General features: G+C 49.1%; 18 protein-coding genes and 1 pseudogene. All 19 read right to left on the bottom strand.

Annotation, left to right across the window (positions count from 1 at the left end; genetic code table 11):
- Nucleotides 1-143: 143 nt before the first annotated feature.
- Nucleotides 144-1,178 (bottom strand): putative type VI secretion system effector, encoded by a 1,035-nt coding sequence (locus LVQ79_RS00690; RefSeq protein WP_232863533.1) that lies wholly within the window; start codon nt 1,176-1,178, stop codon nt 144-146.
- A gap of 12 nt (nt 1,179-1,190) precedes the next feature.
- The gene (locus tag LVQ79_RS00685; RefSeq protein WP_232863532.1) at nt 1,191-2,231 is read right to left on the bottom strand and encodes a putative type VI secretion system effector; all 1,041 of its coding nucleotides are present in this window, start codon (nt 2,229-2,231) and stop codon (nt 1,191-1,193) included.
- A gap of 12 nt (nt 2,232-2,243) precedes the next feature.
- Nucleotides 2,244-3,284, bottom strand: coding sequence for a putative type VI secretion system effector (locus LVQ79_RS00680; RefSeq protein ID WP_232863531.1), 1,041 nt, complete (start codon nt 3,282-3,284; stop codon nt 2,244-2,246).
- Between the two features lie 41 nt (nt 3,285-3,325).
- Nucleotides 3,326-6,103, bottom strand: a complete 2,778-nt coding sequence (locus LVQ79_RS00675; protein ID WP_232863530.1) for a T6SS effector BTH_I2691 family protein — start codon at nt 6,101-6,103, stop codon at nt 3,326-3,328.
- A 41-nt stretch (nt 6,104-6,144) separates the two neighbouring features.
- Complete coding sequence (locus tag LVQ79_RS00670; RefSeq protein ID WP_232863529.1) at nt 6,145-7,110, bottom strand: DUF4123 domain-containing protein; 966 nt, start codon at nt 7,108-7,110, stop codon at nt 6,145-6,147.
- 12 nt (nt 7,111-7,122) lie between these two features.
- On the bottom strand, nt 7,123-9,504 hold the full coding sequence (locus tag LVQ79_RS00665) for a type VI secretion system Vgr family protein (RefSeq protein WP_232863528.1): 2,382 nt from the start codon (nt 9,502-9,504) through the stop codon (nt 7,123-7,125).
- Between the two features lie 218 nt (nt 9,505-9,722).
- Nucleotides 9,723-10,079 (bottom strand): putative T6SS immunity periplasmic lipoprotein, encoded by a 357-nt coding sequence (locus LVQ79_RS00660; protein ID WP_232863527.1) that lies wholly within the window; start codon nt 10,077-10,079, stop codon nt 9,723-9,725.
- Nucleotides 10,076-10,606 carry a type IV secretion protein Rhs gene (locus LVQ79_RS00655; RefSeq protein WP_232863526.1) on the bottom strand — a complete coding sequence of 177 codons (531 nt, stop codon included), beginning with the start codon at nt 10,604-10,606 and terminating at the stop codon, nt 10,076-10,078. The genes LVQ79_RS00660 and LVQ79_RS00655 overlap by 4 nt, the downstream gene beginning before the upstream one ends.
- Before the next feature lie 9 nt (nt 10,607-10,615).
- A complete protein-coding gene (locus LVQ79_RS00650; protein WP_232863525.1) occupies nt 10,616-11,065 on the bottom strand; it encodes a putative T6SS immunity periplasmic lipoprotein in 450 nt (149 codons plus the stop codon).
- A pseudogene (locus tag LVQ79_RS00645) lies at nt 11,059-11,241 on the bottom strand (type VI secretion protein); the annotation flags it as partial. The gene LVQ79_RS00650 and the pseudogene LVQ79_RS00645, both read right to left, overlap by 7 nt.
- The gene (locus LVQ79_RS00640; RefSeq protein ID WP_232863524.1) at nt 11,240-11,674 is read right to left on the bottom strand and encodes a putative T6SS immunity periplasmic lipoprotein; all 435 of its coding nucleotides are present in this window, start codon (nt 11,672-11,674) and stop codon (nt 11,240-11,242) included. The gene LVQ79_RS00640 and the pseudogene LVQ79_RS00645, both read right to left, overlap by 2 nt.
- A complete protein-coding gene (locus LVQ79_RS00635) occupies nt 11,671-12,201 on the bottom strand; it encodes a type IV secretion protein Rhs (protein WP_232863523.1) in 531 nt (176 codons plus the stop codon). The genes LVQ79_RS00640 and LVQ79_RS00635 overlap by 4 nt, the downstream gene beginning before the upstream one ends.
- Before the next feature lie 12 nt (nt 12,202-12,213).
- Nucleotides 12,214-14,847 (bottom strand): type VI secretion system ATPase TssH, encoded by a 2,634-nt coding sequence (gene tssH, locus LVQ79_RS00630; protein ID WP_232863522.1) that lies wholly within the window; start codon nt 14,845-14,847, stop codon nt 12,214-12,216.
- A gap of 194 nt (nt 14,848-15,041) precedes the next feature.
- Nucleotides 15,042-15,533, bottom strand: coding sequence for a type VI secretion system effector Hcp (gene hcp / locus LVQ79_RS00625; protein WP_151995764.1), 492 nt, complete (start codon nt 15,531-15,533; stop codon nt 15,042-15,044).
- A gap of 2 nt (nt 15,534-15,535) precedes the next feature.
- Nucleotides 15,536-17,260 (bottom strand): OmpA family protein, encoded by a 1,725-nt coding sequence (locus tag LVQ79_RS00620; RefSeq protein ID WP_232863521.1) that lies wholly within the window; start codon nt 17,258-17,260, stop codon nt 15,536-15,538.
- A gap of 3 nt (nt 17,261-17,263) precedes the next feature.
- Nucleotides 17,264-17,917: a type VI secretion system protein TssL, short form gene (gene tssL / locus LVQ79_RS00615; RefSeq protein WP_232863520.1), complete on the bottom strand. Its 654-nt coding sequence runs from the start codon at nt 17,915-17,917 to the stop codon at nt 17,264-17,266.
- A complete protein-coding gene (gene tssK, locus LVQ79_RS00610; protein ID WP_232863519.1) occupies nt 17,914-19,251 on the bottom strand; it encodes a type VI secretion system baseplate subunit TssK in 1,338 nt (445 codons plus the stop codon). Before tssK ends, tssL begins: the two co-directional genes overlap by 4 nt.
- Nucleotides 19,252-19,263: 12 nt before the next feature.
- Nucleotides 19,264-20,814, bottom strand: coding sequence for a type VI secretion system contractile sheath large subunit (gene tssC / locus LVQ79_RS00605; protein WP_232863518.1), 1,551 nt, complete (start codon nt 20,812-20,814; stop codon nt 19,264-19,266).
- Nucleotides 20,815-20,845: 31 nt separating this feature from the next.
- Entirely contained in the window at nt 20,846-21,340 is a 495-nt protein-coding gene (gene tssB, locus LVQ79_RS00600) for a type VI secretion system contractile sheath small subunit (RefSeq protein WP_232863517.1), read from the bottom strand.
- Between the last annotated feature and the right edge of the window lie 13 nt (nt 21,341-21,353).

The following is a 21,353-nucleotide window of genomic DNA, read 5'->3' as shown; positions in this document are numbered from 1 at the left end:
TAAACGGCCAGAACATAATTGTTTTTGGCATTACTGGCGTTACTTCCTGAGGTGGAGAGGCCATTTTCTGTAAACAGACCATTAAAAAATTTCTGCGTTCTTCAATAAAAATCGTTATTTTTTTCGGTTTTAGTCCGTCACTATTAATAGTAATAAAACTCCCTTCCCCAGCCGGTATACAGAAACGGCGTCTGGTCCTTAAACGGATTTTCCGGTTTCCCTGTGCGTTTCCATTGTCTTTTTCTTTTCCAGTTAAGTTTACGCAGATTAATATCCGTTACGTTCTTCCAGCCCATCACGGTGAATATTTCTTCGGCCAGGTCTTCTTCCGGGAAAGGATGACGGCACCATACGCTGTATAATGCCGGGCCGATCATGAATACCCCTCCCGAAAAGATACCGATAAGTAAAGATTCATAAAGATCCTGTGAGAATAATCCCACAAAACCATCGGTAATAAGCCAGGTGATTATAACTCCGGCGAGTGCAACGCTTAGAATTCCCAACCAGAACCAGGTCCCTCCCCAGCGTGCCTGTCTTTTCCCGCGATAGCAACCTGGTGTCATACTGATAGAGCGCTCCCGAGGTTTAGCTAGGGCGTACACCAGATATTCATCCCCTACAGAGGCTGCTATTAATTCTACCTCTTCTCCCACCTTGCAAAAACAGCGTCCTAGCCAACCGGAAAAGCGTTTGCCGTTGATTGTCCCCGTGACATGCCATGACGTAGTCAGCAACCGGTCACCGTTTAACACCATCCCCTGCGCCGTAGCGCTTTCCCCCGTGACTGCCATTACCACAGCGGCATTGGCCACTCGCTCTTCGTGACGGGCAAAATATTCCTGGGTCTGCGGGTAAGCTAAAGGGTCAAAATAGTGTACAACGCGCCGCCAGTTGAAAGCCTCGAGCACGCCGGTGATTTTTATCAGCGGAGCCGGGGGCGGTAATACCGGGTCTGGGGGAGCCTCTTTAAGCTCCTGCTCCAGGTTGTTTGCCTGAAGACGTAATTCAGGCAACAGATTGCGCTCTCCGCGAGTGGATTCGATTCGTGCTATACGTTCCTGCAGGGCAACCAGTTCACTGCGTGTTTTCAGAAAATTATAAGCCGGGTGTTTTTCTTTTAACATTGTCCGGGTAGGACGTGGGGCATCAGAAAATTTTAAATTCGTATTATTCATGGCCAGACCCTGCTAATAGTAATAAAAATCCATTCCCCAACCGGTATATAAAAACGGCGTCTGGTCCTTAAAGGGGTTTTCCGGTTTCCCCGTACGTTTCCATTGTCTTTTTCGCTGCCTGTTTAGTTTGCACAGATTAATATTCGTAATATTCCTCCACCCCATTACGGTGAATATTTCTTCGGCCAGGTCTTCTTCCGGGAAAGGATGGCGTCGCCATACGCTGTATAAAGCAGGACCTAAAATGATACTCCCCCCCAGTCCAAAACTGGTTATTAACATTTCATATAGATCTAGATTAATAAGCATCCTGAGGCCATCATTCACCACAGCAATAACTACAACTGAGAAAATAGCGACCCCAAGAATTCCCAACCAGAACCAGGTCCCCCCCCAGCGCGCCTGTCTTTTCCCGCGGTAGCAGCCGGGCGTCATACTAATGGAACGCTCCTGAGGTTTAGCCAGCGCGTACACCAGATATTCATCTCCCACTGGCGCGACAATCAGTTCAACTTCTTCGCCCACCTGACAAAAGGTATATCCCAACCAGCCAGAAAAACGTTTACCGTTTATTTGCCCTGTCACATGCCACGCAAGCCGACTAATTCTGTCACTGCTAACCACCATTCCCTGCGCAGTAGCACTTTGCCCACTGGCAGCAATGACCACAGCAGCATTGGCCACCCGCTCTTCGTGGCGGGCAAAATAGTCATGAGTCTGTGGATAAGCCTTCGGATCAAAGTAGTGTGGAATTAACCGAGCCTGAAATGCTTCCAGCTTTCCAGTCATTTTTATCAGCGGTGCAGGAGGTGGTAAAATCGGATCTGGCGGAGCATCCTGAAGCTGTAGCTCAAGTGTTTGCTCTTGTTTACGTAATCCTGGCAACAGATTCCGCTCCCCACGGGTAGATTCGATTCGTGCAATACGTTCTTTTAAAATCACCAGCTCACTTTGGAGCTTGAGATAATCCACGCAAGGGTACTTTTCTTTATCGTTAAATTCTTTCCAGGTAGGGCGGGGTGTATCAGAAAACGTTAAATTCGTATTGTACATAGCCAGTCCCTGCTAATAGTAATAAAATTCCCTTCCCCAGCCGGTATAGAGAAATGGTGTCTGGTCTTTAAAGGGGTTTTCCGGTTTTCCCGTGCGTTTCCATTGTCTTTTTCGCCGCCGGTTTAGTTTGCACAGATTAATATCTGTGACGTTCTTCCAGCCCATCACGGTAAATATTTCTTCTGCAAGGTCTTCTTCCGGGAAAGGGTGGCGTCGCCATACGCTGTATAAAGCAGGACCTAAAATGATACTACCTCCAAGTCCAAAACTGGTTATTAACATTTCATATAGATCTAGATTTATAAGCATCCTGAGGCCATCGTTCGCCGCAGCAATAAGTACAACCGAGAAAATAGCGACCCCGAGAATTCCCAACCAGAACCAAGTCCCTCCCCAGCGCGCCTGCCTTTTCCCACGGTAACAACCCGGCGTCATGCTGATGGAGCGCTCCTGAGGTTTAGCCAGCGCGTACACCAGATATTTATCCCCTACTGGCGCAACAATCAGTTCAACCTCCTCGCCCACCTGACAAAAGGTATAACCTAACCAACCCGAAAAACGTTTACCATTGATTTGCCCTGTCACATGCCAGGCGAGTTTACGTATCCTGCCACTGTTAAGCACCATCCCTTGTGCTGTGGCGCTTTGCCCACTGGCAGCAATGACCACAGCAGCATTGGTCACCCGCTCTTCGTGGCGGGCAAAATAGTCATGAGTCTGTGGATAAGCCTTCGGATCAAAGTAGTGTGGAATTAACCGAGCCTGAAATGCTTCCAGCTTTCCAGTCATTTTTATCAGCGGTGCAGGAGGTGGTAAAATCGGATCTGGCGGAGCATCCTGAAGCTGTAGCTCAAGTGTTTGCTCTTGTTTACGTAATCCTGGCAACAGATTCCGCTCCCCACGGGTAGATTCGATTCGTGCAATACGTTCTTTTAAAATCACCAGCTCACTTTGGAGCTTGAGATAATCCACGCAAGGGTACTTTTCTTTATCGTTAAATTCTTTCCAGGTAGGGCGGGGGGTATCAGAAAATTTTATGGTTTCGTATGTCATTATCTCTCCCTGAGCAAATTGATTAGGCTTTTTGCTAACGGTTATGCCTCGTAATCTTTTGTTTCGGTATTGATGTTAAACGGCCAGAACATAATTGTTTTTGGCATTACTGGCGTTACTTCCTGAGGTGGAGAGGCCATTTTCTGTAAACAGGCCATTAGCGAATTTCTACGTTCTTCAATCAGAACCGTCATTTTTTCCGGCTTTAGTCCGTCGCTGTTCAGGGTATTATCATTGCCAAAAATGCCTTGTTCATACCAGATCTGTAAATCGTCACGGGAAAAGTATTCAGTGACAACATATTCAGCCACCATAACCCCAATTGCAAACCACCAGGAGGACAATACCCCAATCCATTCAATCCCGAGAAAAATGAGTTGAGGAGCAGCAGCCCTACCAAGCCACACTCCCATTGATCCTCTTGTTGTATCCCAACCAAACCGGGTAATTAACGCACTCATCAGCTTCCCTTCAGCACTTAGTAAAATCGCAACATCAGTCAGCATTTTTGCAGAATAAAGCGCTTTGTATGCCAGTCTATTACGCTCATTCCATTCTTTATAAAGAGCCATACCATCCAACCCCAACGATATTCCCGAAGCAACTAATGAACTCCCTGCCCCGATGAATTTTAAACGATGCAGAGTATTACCTGCAGCCACACCATGCTCAAATGCCGGCGTTGCAATATCAGCCATCCCTCCTGCGGTGGCGAGAATGGCGCTGGATATTTTCGCATAACTGACGGCATCACCTTTGTAATGGTCTAACTGGTTATACAGTTCAACCACATTAAAAATTAACACCAGGATCTTAATACTGGTGGCTTTAGCCGCATACTGGTTGCGATCCTTCATTTCATAGTTGCTGTAGGCTTTATCCATCTCAGTAAATTTATTACTGGCAACCCGCAGCTTTTCACTGATTTCACGTCGCACAGGGCCAAAGAAACCCAGGCCATCCAGGTAAACACGCCGTTCCGTAGCCCAGCCGAAGTAAGTGGAGAGGAATGCTTTTGTCTGCGCCACCGATTTTCCTGAGACCAAAGAGAAGATGGTCCGGTTAATCGCATCTCCTGTAGTGTCCATAACAAAACCCACGCGAGTGGAAGAGAAAACCCGCTCTCCAACCGTGGCCATATACTGATCGACGGTATAGAGCAAACGCGTTGATAGCAACGCATCTGGCTTTGGGGGTTTCGCAAGCGCGGCCGTCGCTTTCTCGAAACCTTTAAAGATCTTATTGAGCTTGGCGCCGTTGGTTTCGAAGAAATAAAGCAGGCCGCTCTGGCTCATTGGGTCAGACGTACACTGGCGGCATTGCCCCAATAATGACTCCCCCTCTGCCATCAGTTCCGGGTTATTGTAAAAATGCGTTCGCCAGACAAGATTTTTTTCACTGGAAGTGGTGTAAGCATTTATCCACTCATCCAGCAAAGATTTTCCCGCGTTCACAATGTTTATCCCAGAAATCGCAAACGCGACAATTTCACGGTAAGTAAGATTATCGACTGCGTAATCAGAATAAAAATCCTGGGTGGCGGCAATAAACGCCTCATCCTGCAGCCATTTGATTCTGAAGCCGATAAGGCTTGTTACCTTTTCATCAACCTGATCGATTAATGTCTCGCCGCAAGCAATGAACGAATCCAGTTTCGTCTGATTCAGCATGCGTTTGTACTTCGCCAGGTCGTCCGCAACCTGGAATCTCAGGCTAGTTTTTTGCTGAGTTTCCTTTCCCTGATTTTCGTATTCCTCACGGCTCATGATCTCGTTGGCAGGAACCCCTTTACTCCGCTCATTGGCGTAATACATCTGATAAGCCATATCTAGCCCGACAGGATTTTCATCAAAAGTGACCTTCAGCCGAGCCGCCACTTTTTGTTCTGCCGTTTTGGAAATGATCTGTTCCGCACCATTAATCAGACTCTGCGTTGAAAATTCCAGGGCCCGTTCATCACCAAATATTTTCGGTAATGCAAGAACATCATTCGTCCAGCCAGTCAGTTCATGGGCAATCCCTACAGTGTCATGTAAAGCAAAAATGAGCGGCGTAACTTTCGTACCGTCAGCTTTGACTCCTCGCTGTTTCATTTGTTGTGCTGTACTGCTGGCAACCCCCTCACTCATACTCTTCCATGGATAAAGTGTTTCCAGTGGTTGCACTTTTGTTACAAGACTGTAGTTGCCTTCACTTGTTACATGGCTCACCCGAAACTCCCCTGGAGTTCCCCACGGCAGTGATGCTGCGGGAGAAAGTCCCCCGCTGCTGGCTGCCATATAATCCAGAATGACTGAAATGTTTTCCTCTGTAGCTTCCTCTGCACAGGGGGCCGCTGTTGGCGTAATCCACTGTGATGAACTTAGGCATTGCATTCTTTTGCTGCGATCGCTTTCATTCTGATAGCGTGCAAGTGTCGATGCCGTCCAGGGAGATTGTGAAAAGGCTACCCAAATATCGTTATCCATGACCTCGGGAATTAGCGTAATAAAATCTTTGCCCCCCTGGTTGTAAGTACCTTGCCTACAGTCCGGTTCGGTTTTTTTTATCGCATTGTCAGGAGAAAACTGTTTCCACAAACTGCCATCGTCGCTGATAGACCAGGCATCCCATTTAGATAAGAATGGATAATAAATATATAAAAATCCCCGGCGCATAGCCCTTAGCGCATAATGATATTTTTCATGATCGGGGTATTTTTTTGCGCCGGAAGCGGCCCAACCGGGCAGAGAACCTGGTTGGTGGTCAGGTGCAACTACATATCTTACCGGCAATAGTGCTGGCCCTTGAGACTTGCAGTCACAATGATGATCTGCCATGAATTAATTCCTTATATTATCTCAACAAAAGCCTGTGATTTTTAATGATCACCTGTTCGGATTTTTTCCCAGAGCGTTTCACTGACTGTTGCAATCGCATCCAGATAACTTGGATCCTGTTTTGAGCACTCAATTTTCAGGCGTCGTAATATATCCGGATGGAGGTCAAAATCGGATGAAATCGTCAGAGCGTGCATTCCATAAGCAGTAAGATCACTTTTTTTCCAAAATGAATAATTGCTGGCTCGTTTAAGTGCAGGCAATACTTTCTGCAACACTGACAACTCTCCCAGACGTAATTCATTTATATTCTCTTGCCGATAATCACAGAGGATGGAATTAATGGCCGTGATTAATTTTATATCCCGCCAGCATTCAGGACTCAGTGATATAGAATGCGACATCTGAACTGTCTGTTGCTCAAGCCCTGTTCTCTTAATGAGTTGCCCATCACCATCAACAGTCAACCAACCCGTCACAGGGCCCATGAGTCGCTGTTTTTGCCAGCTGTCCAGTATGCCCCAAAGCAATAGTGCTACGGCGGGATCATAATAACGGAGTAAAATATCTTTTTCGTTATTGCTTTGCAGTGCACTTTTTCCGATGTGAAGCGCCGTTTCCTCTGCCGAGGCGTTACTTGCTAACCAGCCGCTAATTAACCTTCCACTTCCATTTTTAATTTTCTGCGGTTCTATTTCACTCAGAGCCTGGCTAATACTCTCATCAAAAATTTGAACATCACCCGGCAAGGACAAATCCAGAGAAATTAAGCAAGGGAAAAATTCATCCGTTAGATATTGTGGTGCCACAGGAATTTTAATTAAACTCTGAACGTTTAGCGTATCAAAAAACTCAGATTTATTACGACGACGAAGTACTGCAACATCAATCATTAAAATGCAACGTATACCTAACCGTAAAAAATGATGGAGAAGTTGCTCCTTTATTAGTTGGTGCTGCTCTAGTCGTTTTTGCAATGAATAGTTATATGAAATGGTAGCCGTCATTGGTGATGTTCCTTAATTCATCGTTACATCGGGGCTTTGCTCCGATCCTGCACCATCCATTGCCGTGGCACAGGGGTCAGTCAGTTCGACCGTTTTGGTAACAGATGCCGGTCCCATCTTTTGTAAATTCCCACATTTCATCCTGATGTTACCTGGTGTACCAATTTCTACATCTCCATCTTTCAATCGAATATAGGCTCCGCCACAGTTCAAAGTGAGTTCTGTTTTCGCTGTAATAAATACCTGTTTATCCCTACTGGCAATAGTCAGCGTATTTCTTGCAAAGAGATCCATAGCATCATCCTGAGCCTGAATTTCAACTTTTCCCTGGCTGGCAAAAATTTTAATACCCATTTTTTGAGCAAATAAACTGATCGTTTCTTTTACACCCAGGCGGAATTTTTTCGCAACACTAACATCTGCATCAGCCCCTGTAGTCACAATCAAATTTTCACCCGATGAGAGTTGTATACTGGCAGGCGTTATTTGAGCTATGCCCGCGGGTGCTGATAAAAGTAAAGCTTGTTTCTTCAGTTCAGTCAGTGCATCTGTCATGAGTGCTTTTTGACGTGCAATGTCCGCCAGTTCCGCTTTCGCCATTTCTGCTGCAAAGCGGATCCCCTCAGCGTCCTGCAATGCTGCTTTGAGGCCATCAAGGGCAACCTGCATTTCAAGCTGTAATCCGGCAGCATTCTCCTGCTGGTCGGCGGTTATAAATACACCTGCACCACCGCGTATGGTTACCCATTTATCCGTACGCAGCTCGGCACCTTCCCCGCGCTTCGCCTTCCCGCCGTCCACGTTATGCCCCAGGTTCAGCTGCGTTTTGCCGCCGTACTCGGTGCTGAGCTTGATATGCTCTTCGCCGCGCTTGTCTTCCATGCGCAGCTTGTTGTTCGCCGGGGTGCGCACCACGTTGCGGGTATTGTTCGCTTCCGTGACGTGGTCGGTGTGCCGCGAGTCATGCAGCGCATGGGCGATATACGGGCGGTCGGGGTCGCCGTCGTGGAAGGCAATCGCCACTTCCGTACCCTGAATCAGCGGGAAGTGAATGCCGTACACATCGCCGCCGTAGGGTTTGGCGAGGCGCACCGGCATGCTTTCCTGGCCCTGCGCTTTGTCGTCCTGGTCGGCGTCGAACTTCACGCGGTACAGACCAGATGCATCCTGCCAGGCGTAAATGTCGTTGGCTTTTGCGCTGGTGACGCGCGCCATCATGGTGCCGCTGACTTTAGGCCGCGGCAGTAATGTCGGGCGCCAGCACAGCGTTTCGCTGTAGGGAACCGCCATCCAGTTCACCACCAGGGCATTTTTACGGCTGCCGCTGTAGAAGGCTCTGGTGATGACAACACCGTTATTCAGCGCTGAAGGCAGCGTCGGGACAAGGGCCGATTCCGTCACCGTCAGCACCTGAGTGGGGCTGAGGTTCGCGTCATTCGCGGAGCCGGTAATCAGCGTCTGGTTGGACAGAAAACGCTCATGGTCGAGACGTGCCAGGAAGTTACCGGTTTCGGCGGTCGGGTCGCTTTTCGCCCCTGTGTCCAGGTGGCGCGGCTTATAGTGATACACCTCGCCGTAGGTGGTGCCTTCACCTTCGCCACGCGTCATATCCGCTTTCGCGGACTGCAGTACTTTCTGCGCTTCACGGTGGTTGTAGTCTTTGGCGGTCACGCTCGCCTCAACCACGTTGTGCTGTACATTCAGCCCCCACACCGATTCCACGCCGTTGTCATTCATGCCCGACGGACTGTTCAGCGGCAGGGTTTTGCCGAATTCATAGGCACTTTGTTTATCGGCAAAATGCACCACTTCGGTCTGTGTGTCGGGCTGCAGGGTGAAGAAGTAAAAGATCCCCACCTCCGAGAGCAGGCGCTGAATAAAAGCCAGGTCGCTTTCCTGATACTGGTTTATCTGCTCGCGTGTCGTATAGCTTTGTTTCAGGGAAAATTCATATTCCCAGCCCTTCAGACCATGCTCATCGAGTATCTGCGCCACCAGGTCCGGCACCGATTTATTCACGAAGAAACGATGGGTGCGGAACTGTTTGTCCAGCAGGGCGAGGAAGGGCTCGAGCGTAATGACATATTTGGCTTCATCGGCCGAACTGCTGATGCGTTCAAAACCCGTCACGACACCGTGCACAACCTTCTGCTCAGTCAGGCTCTGTAATAAACCCGTCCCCATCGTCAGGCTGACCGGTTTATTCAGTAACTGAGTGGCATCAAGGTCTTTGTCCGAGCTGGTGAAATGAATGGTGTAATAATACAGTTCACTCAGTGCTTCCAAACCCGAAAAATTTTCCACATCGAGCGGAGAATGACAGGAAGGAATATCAAGATGGTAACGGTTAAGAGTAGTTCCTGTTATTTTTGATAAGGTATCAGTAAGATTCATGAATATCACTCCATGGTAGTGGTCTATATACACTAGCCGTTACGTTATATAGCTATTAAATGATAGAGGTTTATCGTTATGTTTTTAATATGTATTTAGTTGTAAAGCCATTATTTAAAATTGGCCACATCAATAAAAATTTTATCATTAATGGTGCTTTACTTTACACAGGCAGGTTTGTAGAAAATTACACAGCGGACCTGGCTGTGTAATTTCATTTATCGCCTTACCCCTGTTACATTCCAGTTATTATCGATGAAAAATTCATAATGGTAGTCAATACTATTCAGACTATAACTTGAGGAATATCGATAGCCAGCATCAAGATCTACATTTACGCATGTATCAGGATAAGAAAGTTTAAGCCCCTCGTTAACAGCAAGCCTTTTTTCACCATCATAGTTAGAATATAAACTATAACGACTTAATACATCCCTCTTATCTACACTAAAACATACCCTTCCTTTATCCACATAAAATGGTTTAAATTCCCCGATTTCTTTTCCTTCACGCTCTCCCCCAGGGCAACCAGTTATTAAAGCGCATAAAGAAATTACCAATATTATTTTTTTCATCCTGGAAATTTCCCTAACACCTTTTCATACTTAGCAATTAGATCTTTTATCGGTTCAGCTGGATTGTAGTCTCTATAATCATAAAGATTGCTATGCCCAAAGAAACCATAATGTTTTAATAACCAAAAATCACTAACAATACTTGCCTGTTGTTCTAGTCCATAATCAAGCAAGTTAGGCTTATCTAAACTATAAGTGTAATCAGCAGCCCATGACATTAATCCTCTGGTTCTTACCCACATCCCACGTTGATGTTGCCAAACGTGCATCATTTCATGAAGAAAAAGGTGTTTGAAGCTCGGTCCAGGAGAACGTGAAAAATCATTCTGATATTTCGCCTCCAGAAACCACATTTCACCATTCGGACTCATTGCCTGCTGCGGATTCTGTAGATTAAAAGGTAGATAACTATCTAAATGTATCCATACTTTATTGTAGTGAATACTGAAACCGTAAACAGAACTGGCAAGATTTATCTCTCCTACTGTTAAGAGGCGCAGCCCTCCTTTTTGAATACTTTTATTCATACCTATTCCCTAGTGACTATATGGCAGTGATATTTCTCTTTCGGTCGGTGTCACGTTATAAATACGCCCGCCGTTTATTTCCAGGGTGATAACGAAACTCCGCGGCTCATCATATTTTTTTGAAATTAATAGATACTCGATTATGAACTGTCCCTTATCCGGGAAATGGTAAAAAGAAGGTGGAATACATAATGTCCCATCAGCAACAGTAAGGCCTGGTGAGAAATTAAAGTTCTTTTCTTTTGAAGGTGTGCTGCGGGGATTGATCCCCATATTTGCAGGCTGATAATCCCGAGCATCTGTAATGTTAAAACATACATTGTCCCCCTGCTGACTGACCTGTGCTGTTTCATCAAAACGCATTCTGTCGCCCGGCCCCGGACATCCAGTCAGCATCAATAAACACAAGGCAAGCGAACAAGCAGGCCATAACACACGAAAGCCTGTCGTCTTCACCATGGGAAACCCCGTAATTCGTTTTTGTATTGTTTACGTATCATTGGTTCAGAAATATCGCCATCAAGGGTATAGCGATAGCTGACCATCCGGCTGATAAAGCCCCTACCAATAACATTCATCCCTTTAGCCCGTTGCCAGACATGGCTCATTTCATGGATAAACAGATGTTGAAAGTTATCTCAAAGCCTCTTGATCAGTTAATGAGATGCCAAAAACTTGTCCATTCGAAACTTCAATTCCTGTGACAACTCTCTTGGGAGGTGAACTCTGTGTTACAGATGTCAGAATATATCTGACAATAAATTGTCCTTTATCCGGCAAAGGCCAGAAGGATGGAGGAATACACAACTTTCCATCAGCTATTTTCAAATAAGAGCCGAACATAAATTTCTGTTGATTAAAAGGTGTACCTCTGGGGCTAATAGCGATAGCTGAAAGTTGATAATTGTCTGCATCACCGATTTCAAAACATACTCTATTACTCATCATGCTGACGCGGGCTTCCTCATCAGGTTGCAATCTGTCGCCTGACCCCGGGCAACCAGCCAGTGTTGTCAGACTGGAAAGGAGAAGTGTTGTATGTAAAAGGCGAGTTTTTTTCCTTTTCACCAAGGGAACCCCCGCAGAGTGTCTTTATATCTCTGCCGGATGATAGTTTCGCTGATATCCCCATCTAGAGTTATATCGTTATTTATTATCAGGTTACACCATCCTCTATAACCTTCTGTTTGTAGGGAAAAATGATCAGCTATTATTTGAGCCTGCTGTTCCATGGGATATTCATTTAAAAGTCGACCATCAAGCCTATATCGATAGCTCACCATCCAGCTGATTAAGCCCCTGCCAATAACATTCATCCCTTTCGTCCGTTGCCAGACATGGCTCATTTCATGGATAAACAAATGTTTAAGAAAAGGAAGTGCTGTCGAAAAATCATCCCTGTACCAGTCACGAAAATACAGCTCCCCATTTGGCGTCATCGCAGTATTCACATCCTGCAGATCAAAAGGCAGATAGCTGCCCTTGTGGATCCACACCGTGCTGTAATCTATGGTGGAACCAAATACCGTTTTTGCTAAACCAATCTCGCCAGAAGTCAGTAACCGAGCCCCGCCTTCTTTTAATTGATCGACCATCTGAAACCTCCGTTATTGCTCGTCAAACTCCAGCACAATCCCCTCTTCCTCATCCCAGCCCAGCGCCAGGCTGTGGGTTTTCTGCTGCCCGGCTTTGCGTTGCAGAAGTTGTTGACTGAGTACCGGCAGGATTTGCTGGTTCAGCAGGCTGTCGATATTGCGCGCGCCAGTGTCTGGCAGCAGGCAGGCGGCAACCAGGGTGTCATAAAGGCTTTCGTCAATGGTTGTTTGCAGGCCGTAGTGGTTTTTCAGGCGCTTCGCGACCTGTGCCAGCTTCATTTCCACAATGATTCTTAACGCTTTAGCATCCAGTGGACGGTAAATCAGCGTCTGGAAGCGGGCCAGCAGAGCGGGTTGGAAATGATCGCGTAGGATCGGTCGCAGTAATTCTTGTAGATCGCTGTCGGTGGCTTCCGGTTGTTCGTCCAGCAATTGCATGATGTGGTCGCTGCCAAGGTTGGCGGTCATCAGGATCACAGTGTTGCGGAAGTCGATTTCACGCCCTTCGCCGTCACGCATAAAGCCACGGTCAAACACCTGGTAGAACAGGTTGATGACGTCGCGGTGCGCTTTTTCCACTTCATCAAGCAGCACCACGCTGTACGGACGTTTGCGCACTGCTTCGGTCAGAATGCCGCCCTGACCGTAGCCCACGTAGCCCGGAGGCGAGCCTTTAAGCTGGGAAACGGTGTGCGCTTCCTGGTATTCGGATAAGTTGATAGTGATCAGGGATTTCTCGCCGCCGAACAGGCTGTCGGCCAGGGCCAGCGCTGTTTCGGTTTTACCCACACCGCTCGGGCCGACCAACAGGAACACGCCCAGCGGGCCGTTTTCTGGCGTAAGTCCAGTTTTCGCGGCACGCAGGCGTTGCGCCATATCGATAAGCGCCGTGTCCTGGCCGACCACGCGGTTGGCGAGGTGGTTTTCCAGCATCAGCAAATCGGTCTGTTCGTCTTTGAGCAGACTGGTCAGCGGCACGCCGGTCCAGTCTGCAATCACGGTGGCGACAGTGCGCACATCCACATCCAGCGACAGCAGTGGAGCACTACCTTGTAAATCTTTGAGTTGCTGTTGTAGCGCATTGACGTCGGCCTGGCGGCTAATGTCCTGGCGAACTTCCAGCAGTTGTTGGGTGAGCGCTTTTTCCGCGTGGTACTGGGTTTCCAGCGCGGCGAGGTGTTCGTTCAGCGCAGAAGTCTGTTGCTCAATTTGCTCCAGGCGCTCGCCATGGCTGTTGCTACCCAGCGCGATATCTTCCAGCAGCGCATGGTTTTCCATTTCCAGCGCAGTGATTTGCGCTTTGAGGCGGGTGAGTTCTTCCGGTAGCGTGTCGAGGCTCATACGCACGCGGGCAGACGCGGTGTCAAGCAAGTCAACCGCTTTGTCCGGCAACTGGCGGCCCGTGATGTAGCGGCGCGACAGACTGACTGCGGATTTCACGGCTTCATCGGTAATATGCACGCCGTGATGTTGCGCGTAACGGGATTTCAGGCCGCGCAACATCAGGCAGGCCATCTCATCATCCGGTTCGTCTACCTTAACTATCTGGAAACGGCGCTCCAATGCAGCATCACGCTCGAAATACTGTTTGTATTCAGACCAGGTGGTGGCCGCGATAGTGCGCAACTCGCCACGTGCCAGTGCTGGTTTCAGCAGGTTGGCGGCATCTGCTCCGCCCGCCTGGTTGCCTGCGCCGATAATGGTGTGCGCTTCGTCGATAAACAGCAGCACTGGCGTCGGGGAGTGTTGTACCGCGTCGATGACGTTTTTCAGGCGCTGTTCAAATTCGCCTTTTACGCCTGCGCCCGCCTGCAAGAGGCCAAGATCCAGAGTACGAAGGCTGACGGTTTTCAGGCTGTCCGGCACGTTGCCTTCAGCAATGCGTAGCGCGAGTCCTTCCACCAATGCGGTTTTGCCCACGCCCGGCTCGCCCACCAGAATCGGGTTGTTTTTACGGCGGCGCGAGAGAATGTCGACCATCTGGCGGATTTCGTTGTCGCGGCCAAAGACCGGGTCGATTTTCCCTTCTTGCGCTTTGGCTGTTACATCGAGAGTGAATTTATCGAGTGCGGCCTGTAGTGCTTCGCTCAGGGTGTTGCCGGAAACACTGGTCGGTTTTTCTTCCGTAAGTGAGGACGGTTCGCGGTTCAGGCTTTCTTGCTGTTGCAGTTCGGCACGTTCATCTGACTGCACATCCAACAGTGGTTTCAGGCGCTCAAGCTGCGAGCGGGAGAGACTCAGCAGCGGCCACAAACTGTCGCAGACCAGAATTGACGGTTTATCAGTTAACGCCGCAAGCAGATGATGACTGCGGATTTGTGCATCGTCGTCTTCAAGCGATGCAATCAGCCATGCCTGTTTAATCAGATTCAGTAGAAGTTCGGCCAATTGTGGTCGGGTGCGCACGGAGCGCGGCATGGTATCAAGGTGTGCCAGCAAACTCTGCCAAATATTGTCCATGTCCCATTCGTAACGGCGGGCCAGCACAGTGATGTCCCCCTCCCCGAGCTCAAGCAGTTTAAGCAACCAGTGTTCGACAGTAATTTCCGCATGTGCCCGGCTCTGGCACAGCGTGGCGGCTGCTTCCAGCGCGCGGGCACAGTACGGGTTTAAACGACGAAGTAATACGGCTGACTGGTTATCCATGCTGGCTCCTTGATTGGGTACGCTACCGCCCTTAGCCTTCTCCTTTGCAGGAAACCCAGGCCCATAAGGTCGATGATTTTTTTGCTGTTTTTGTTTGCCCACACTTTGTCGGATGGCGAGTTGCGTATTCGCCCTACGCTTCGTTCGGGCAAACAAAAACAGCAGACGGTTTCCCGTCTGCTGTGAGTGCAGCCTTACGCGGTAGTACGTTCGTTCCAGGAGTCGGAATGAATGATGTTGCCGTCTTTGTAAGTCCAGGTGATTTTTTCGTAACGCAGTTCAATCATTTCCAGATGGTTGTGTTTTTCCATCGCAGGATTTTTGATGTCATGCATTTTTGGTGCGACTTTCACCAGCTTGACGTTTTCCAGTTTGGTGTTGAAGTACTCAACTTCCTGGCCTGCGTCATTGATGCGATACCATTTGAATTCAGCAGATTTCAGCGTCTGGCCAGTCGTTACCGCTTTGTAGAGGTATGGACTTGAAGAGTCGATTTCTTTGGTAAACAGGAATGGGGTATGGATACGGGTGCCCGTTAATTTTCCGGTGTTGTTATCGGTCGGGATGTACAGGTTGTGTTCCTGCGCCACCACTTCGATGCTGCCTTCACGGTCTTTAACATCTACGGAGCCTTTAATATCCGCACCGCCGTCGTCTTTCAGCCACAGGTAGACTGGAATAGCCATGTTTACTTCTCCATTTCGTAGGTTGTGACATCACCCTTAGCCGGTGATGTTGTTTTGCCCGGTACCTGGCAAGCATCTGCCTGAGGCACCAGACTGATTTCAACGCGGCGGTTAACCGCGCGATTTGAATCTGAATCATTGGGTTCCAGTGGACGGCTTTCGCCGTAGCCCTGTACCGCAAAGCAACTTTCCGGCACATCACCGGTGTCACGCATCCAGTCACGGACTGATTCAGCGCGTTTGAGGGAAAGAATCTGGTTGGACTTGTCATCGCCGGTATCATCGGTGTGCCCAGCGACAACAATCAGCCAGCCTGGTTTGACTTTGATATTGACGAGCGCACTCACCAGCACTTTGGTAGAGCCTGGTTTAAGCTGCCATTTGCCCACATCGAACAGCGACATGCTGTCAAGACGCACGGTTTTCGGACCCTGAACAATTTTATTGATGACCAGAGGCGGCGGAGGCGGTGGAGCCCAACTATTGATGGCGGCCTCAAGTGGCGCGATGAGGCGCATCCCCTGATAGAGTCCCAAAGACATGCGTATGGGCGCACCACTACGTTGCCACTGATCAAGCAAACGGGCATCAGCACGTAACTGTTGCTGAGCAATCGTTTTTGGGGATGCGGGTGTTCCTGTAAGCCGGTGATACAACGCCAGGTGATCGCCTACGTTGCGAATTAATCGTTGGTTATTGATATATGAGGCCAGCAAGGCAAACAGCAGGAATAACCCACACAGTAAGCCGGCAATCTGCCAGGTCTGCATCAGTTGGGAGACACCCCGGCGGCGAGGAATAAATGGCAGCAGCACATCTGGTAATGGCAGGTAACTCTGCGTTGCAGATGCAGTTGGTGGCAACGAGGTTACGCCTGCAACATGTGTCTGCCAGAGATTGTTGGAACGCCCCGTAACCGGGGTCAAGCAGGCCCCCCATGCGCATGGAATCAGCGCCGGGAGATCTCCCTGACGCTGTGCCAGAACATCCTGAACGTGAGTCTTAGCCCACGCCACCAGGCACTCAATCCAGAAAACTGAACTGAGTTTTTCCTGACTGTTGCGGCCATCTTGTTCACGCTCCCACTCAACCAGCGGTATCACAACCGCACCCGCCTCACGCATCTGAATGGCTTTCTGGCCTGGAGTGGCGGTATACCAGCATTCCATTTCAGTTGATTCCATTGCTGGCGGTGAAACCCAGATGCCAATCCACATCGGCGGAATCCCGGCAAGCCAACCTTTGCACTGCACAATCGCACGATGCCAGATGCGCAGTTTTTGAATGAAATCGTCCTCGTCCTGATGTTGTTCCGGCGCAACGGCCAGTAGCACGGAGATCTGGGCAATCAGTGCCGGGCGAACCTCAGCCAGATGCTGTGCCAATAGTGGAAGCTGTTCTGGTGCTTTGACCTGCAAATACCAGCCCTGACGGGTTTCCCTGAAGAGAACTGAAGCTGAAAACAGCGATTCGCTGTCACCACAAACCAGCACCACTGCACCCTGGAAATCTTCCGGTGGCAGGATGGAGTCCGCAATATGCTGATGGGCAATTTTATTGTTGCGGTCTTTACGCCACTGAAAATAGCCAGCAGCACCGCTTAAAATGACAACCAGCAGACTCAGCACCACGCGGCTGCCCGTTCCCAGCGGCCAGAAGCCAAGAATCAGCAACAGCGCGAGGCCGGTACCAAGCAGCAGCAACAGGAATTGCGTTAACCTGCGCATCAGTTATTTGATCCCTGCCAGTTGAGAGAGCTGATTCGCGAGCGTGCTTGACAGGAAAAACCACAGTGCGACCAGTATTGCGACGCCAAGTACCCACGAAAACCAGTACGTTTTGCGCCCGGTGCGCAAACGCGATGATCGGGAAACCACAGGGGTTTCCTGAACGGAGGAAAAAGGCGGCACCTGCTGGCTCAGCTTACGCACCACATCTTCACGGCGTTCGTCGCCCTGCTCGCGATAGCGGCCCGCAAATCCTAACGTCAGTGCACGGTAGAAACAGGTTAGTACGGCGGTATCGGGCGCAGGCTCCTGCAAAACGGCGCGAATACGCTCCCACAGCTCCTCACCAGCGTTCAGCGTATTGAAATAGCGCGCCTGAAGAGGATTCTGCAGCCATTTAGTGTTCCCACTGTCCGGCTTCGGACGGTTCAGCACACTCTCATCAAGTAACGCACAAAGGGTATAAAGCATATGCTCCGTGCTGGTTTCGTTGAAACCGTTACGAGAAAGAGCTTCACGCGCATCGTCCACCCAACCGCAGGCACGACGATACAACGCTTCTCCGTCCTTAATTTCCTGGCCATTACGCAACTGGCTGACCATCAGCCAGCAGGGATAAAAGATCTCATCAACGACAGAAGGTTTTATTTTGCTCATGAGCGTAATACCGCAAACAGTTCGAGTTGGATATCACCAAGTGATCCTGGCGTGTAGAACGCGCAGTTACCCGCTTCCAGCATGGCCTGCGCCGCCAGGCCATTCAGATCGAGGGCGAAATACTGGTTCTCCAGACGCAGAGGAATGGCCGCCGGAACATGTGACAGTGGTTTCATCACCACACCGTTCAGCGCCACGTTCACCACATCGGATACATCTTCAAAACTGCCCGCTTTACACAGCAGCGGGAACTGCGTCTGCAATAGATGATTGGGAATAGTTGAGCGAACAGAAAGGTAGAAATCAGCCCCTTCGCGCAGGCGAGCATCATGCAGTGAACCTGTCCAGAATTGCCCTTCGCGGATAAGCTCAATGGCCACCATCCGTGATGGCAGGCTAGCTTCAAGTAACGCATCCAGCAGAGTAAATAGTGGCGGGAAAACCTGTTCAGGTGCGTGATGTTGATAAAGCGGAATGTCTTCAGCTTTATGTTCAAGGGAGAACGTCAACAAACTGCCAGCCAGGCGCACCAGTTCACGATAGAACAACTCAGGATGACGCGTAGGTGCCTGATGAAGTTCAGTCAACACGGGTTCAGCGCTGTTTAATGCATTGAGCAGCCAAAACAATGACACATCTGCCACAACGAAATCGGCCATACGTTCATTGCTTTCGCGACGCATGGCCATCAGACGGCGGCGACGTGCCTGCAGGCGATGGAGAAGGTCCCCTAGCGCTGTCAACACAACGGGGCTTGCTGACAATCGCAACATCGGCGGGATGAAATTCGCATCCTGGATCCATTGCCCTTGTGCATTACGCAGCAGGCGCACCACCGGACATGTCAGGTAAGCGCTATTTTCCTGGTGAGCAAAACGCAGTGTGACGGCATGGCGCATAACAGCCAGTTCGGTACGTTCATGACCGGCAAGCTCCTGTACCGTCACCCACTCTTGTCGCCAGCGGCGAGGACGTTCACTGTCCTGCCCATCATCAAGATTACCGCCATTAGCTGACAACAGCGGCAGGGCAAGCACAACGTCCACACTTTCGCGATCAGACACCAATGACAAATCGCAAGCCGGTGGCAGATTATCCGCCAGCTCAGTGTCAATCAGCGTGCCATCTGGAAAACGAATCACCAGATGCAGTGCATTCAGCCGTGAAAGTGCCAACGAGCCGTTATCAAATGCCACATCGATAACACCCCACGGGTTTGCCAACCCCATCTGGGCCACGTTTTCAGCGACAAAAGCATCCCAACGGGATTGTTGCTGAAATTGCTGTGGGGCCAGAAATGCCCCGTCAGTCCATAATGGACGGTAAATTTTCATCCCTGCTCCTGATTACGCTTTCGCTTTAGGCATCTGCGAAACAAGGGATAAATTCACGTCCATTCCTTCAACCTGGAAGTGCGGTACGGCGTACAGTTTCACGCGGAAGAAGCCTGGGTTATCTTCAATATCCTCCACGGTCACTTTCGCATCACGCAACGGGTGAGAAGCCTGCAGGTCGTCACCTGGATCGGTCATTTCAGTGACCAGACCACGTACCCAGGTATTCAGCTCCAGTTCAAGCAAACGGCGGTCTTTAGTAGTACCAATGTTTTCACGCTGAATAAGCTTCAGGTAGTGAGCAATACGTGACAGCAGGAAGATATATGGCAGGCGTGCGTTGATGCGGCTGTTAGCTGTCGCATCGGCTGTGTCATACAAGGCAGGTTTCTGCGCAGAGTTCGCAGAGAAGAAGCATGAGTAATCGCGGTTTTTGTAGTACGACAACGGGATAAAGCCCAGGTTGGCGAACTCAAATTCACGGGTTTCGGGAATCATCACTTCACTCGGAATTTTAACCTGATTGCCGGTGCCGAGATCATATAAGTGGATTGGCAGGTCAGTCACTGCACCACCCGCTTGCGGGCCACGGATCTGCACACACCAGCCGTTTTTGATGAAGCTTTTCACCATATTGGCAGCAAATGCGAATGATGCGTTGGTCCACAGGTATTTGTCGTGATCCGGGCCTTTCACTTCTTCAACATAGTTGAAGCTGCGGACTGGCACCGTGTCCGGGCCATATGGCAGACGGCCAAGTACACGTGGCATCACCAGACCGAGGTAACGGGAATCATCAGACTCGCGGAAAGATTTCCACTTGATGTATTCAGCACGGTCAAAGTAGTTGCCGATGTCTTTAATCGCAGCCACTTCTTCCATGGAATCTTTCAGGAAGAATTTCGGGCCAACAGAGGCGATAAACGGCATGTGTGCCGCAGCAGACACTTTAGAGATGTTGCGCATCAGCGCCACGTCTTGTGGGCTTGCGTCGAATTCGTAGTTGGAAATCACTGAACCAATTGGCTCACCACCTGGGGTGTCGTATTCAGCGATATAGGTGTGCGCGTACAAGCCACTCTGGATGATTTCCGGGGAGTCTTCGAAATCCTCACGCAGATCATCTTTGGAAACGTCCAACACTTCGATTTTCACATTCTGACGAAAATCAGTACGGTCAACCAGGTGCTTGAGGCCACGCCATGCCGATTCGACTTTCTGGAAATCGTCGTGATGCATTACTGCATCAAGCTGGCGGCTAATCTGGTAATCCAGCTCAGCAATATGGTAATCCAGCAGAGTTTTATCGAGTTTTTCAACGCTCTGACCGGAGTTTTTCAGACGCTGTAACAGCACCTGCACGGCCGCGGTTACACGTTCATCAGCAGTGGCATCAGCCAGCGCTTGATTGTCCTGCCAGACATTAATATCAGACAGACCGGAAACCGGGTTGAGGTTTATTTTTTCAAACAAAGAAGCGTAAACACCACCAGCTTCAGAGCGCTCCAGTACAGTGGTCTGGGTACCGGATGAAGTATTTTCATTATTAACTGACATCAGCATTATCTCGTGTTAATCCGTTAATTCGGGAGGGTTACGCTTTCGGTGCGAGGGCATTAAGTTCATCGCGCAGTTCATTGCTCAGCGATGGGTCTTTCAGGATATTTTCAAGCTCTTTTCGGAAAGTAACGTTATCCAACAAATTAGATTTAAGGTCGCGTAATAAATTACGCATAGCCAGCATGGCTTTTAATTGCGGGATCTGCCGAGCAACCTGTTCCGGCTCAAAATCTTTCATCTCACTGAAAGAAAGCCTGACGCTTTCTTCTGAGCCATCACCAGTAAGAGTATTTTCAACAGTAATATTTACAGTCGGGGAAAATTCCGAAAGCACGCTATTGAAGTTATTTTTATTGATATTTATCTTTTCACGTTCAGACAGTGGGCGACTCTCCTGCCCGTTGCTGTAATCACCCATAACAACTAATTTAAGAGGTAATTCAACTTTCTTTTGTGCTCCCCCTGTGTGCAAATCTAATTTTATATTTACGCGTGCTTTAGGTACTTCATTTTGAAAAGAACTTGACACAATTAACTCCTTT

Origin of the sequence: Buttiauxella cochleicola (assembly GCF_021282405.1) — a bacterium.
GTDB classification, from domain to species: domain Bacteria; phylum Pseudomonadota; class Gammaproteobacteria; order Enterobacterales; family Enterobacteriaceae; genus Buttiauxella; species Buttiauxella massiliensis.
This window is presented reverse-complemented; position numbering and strand designations above follow the sequence as displayed.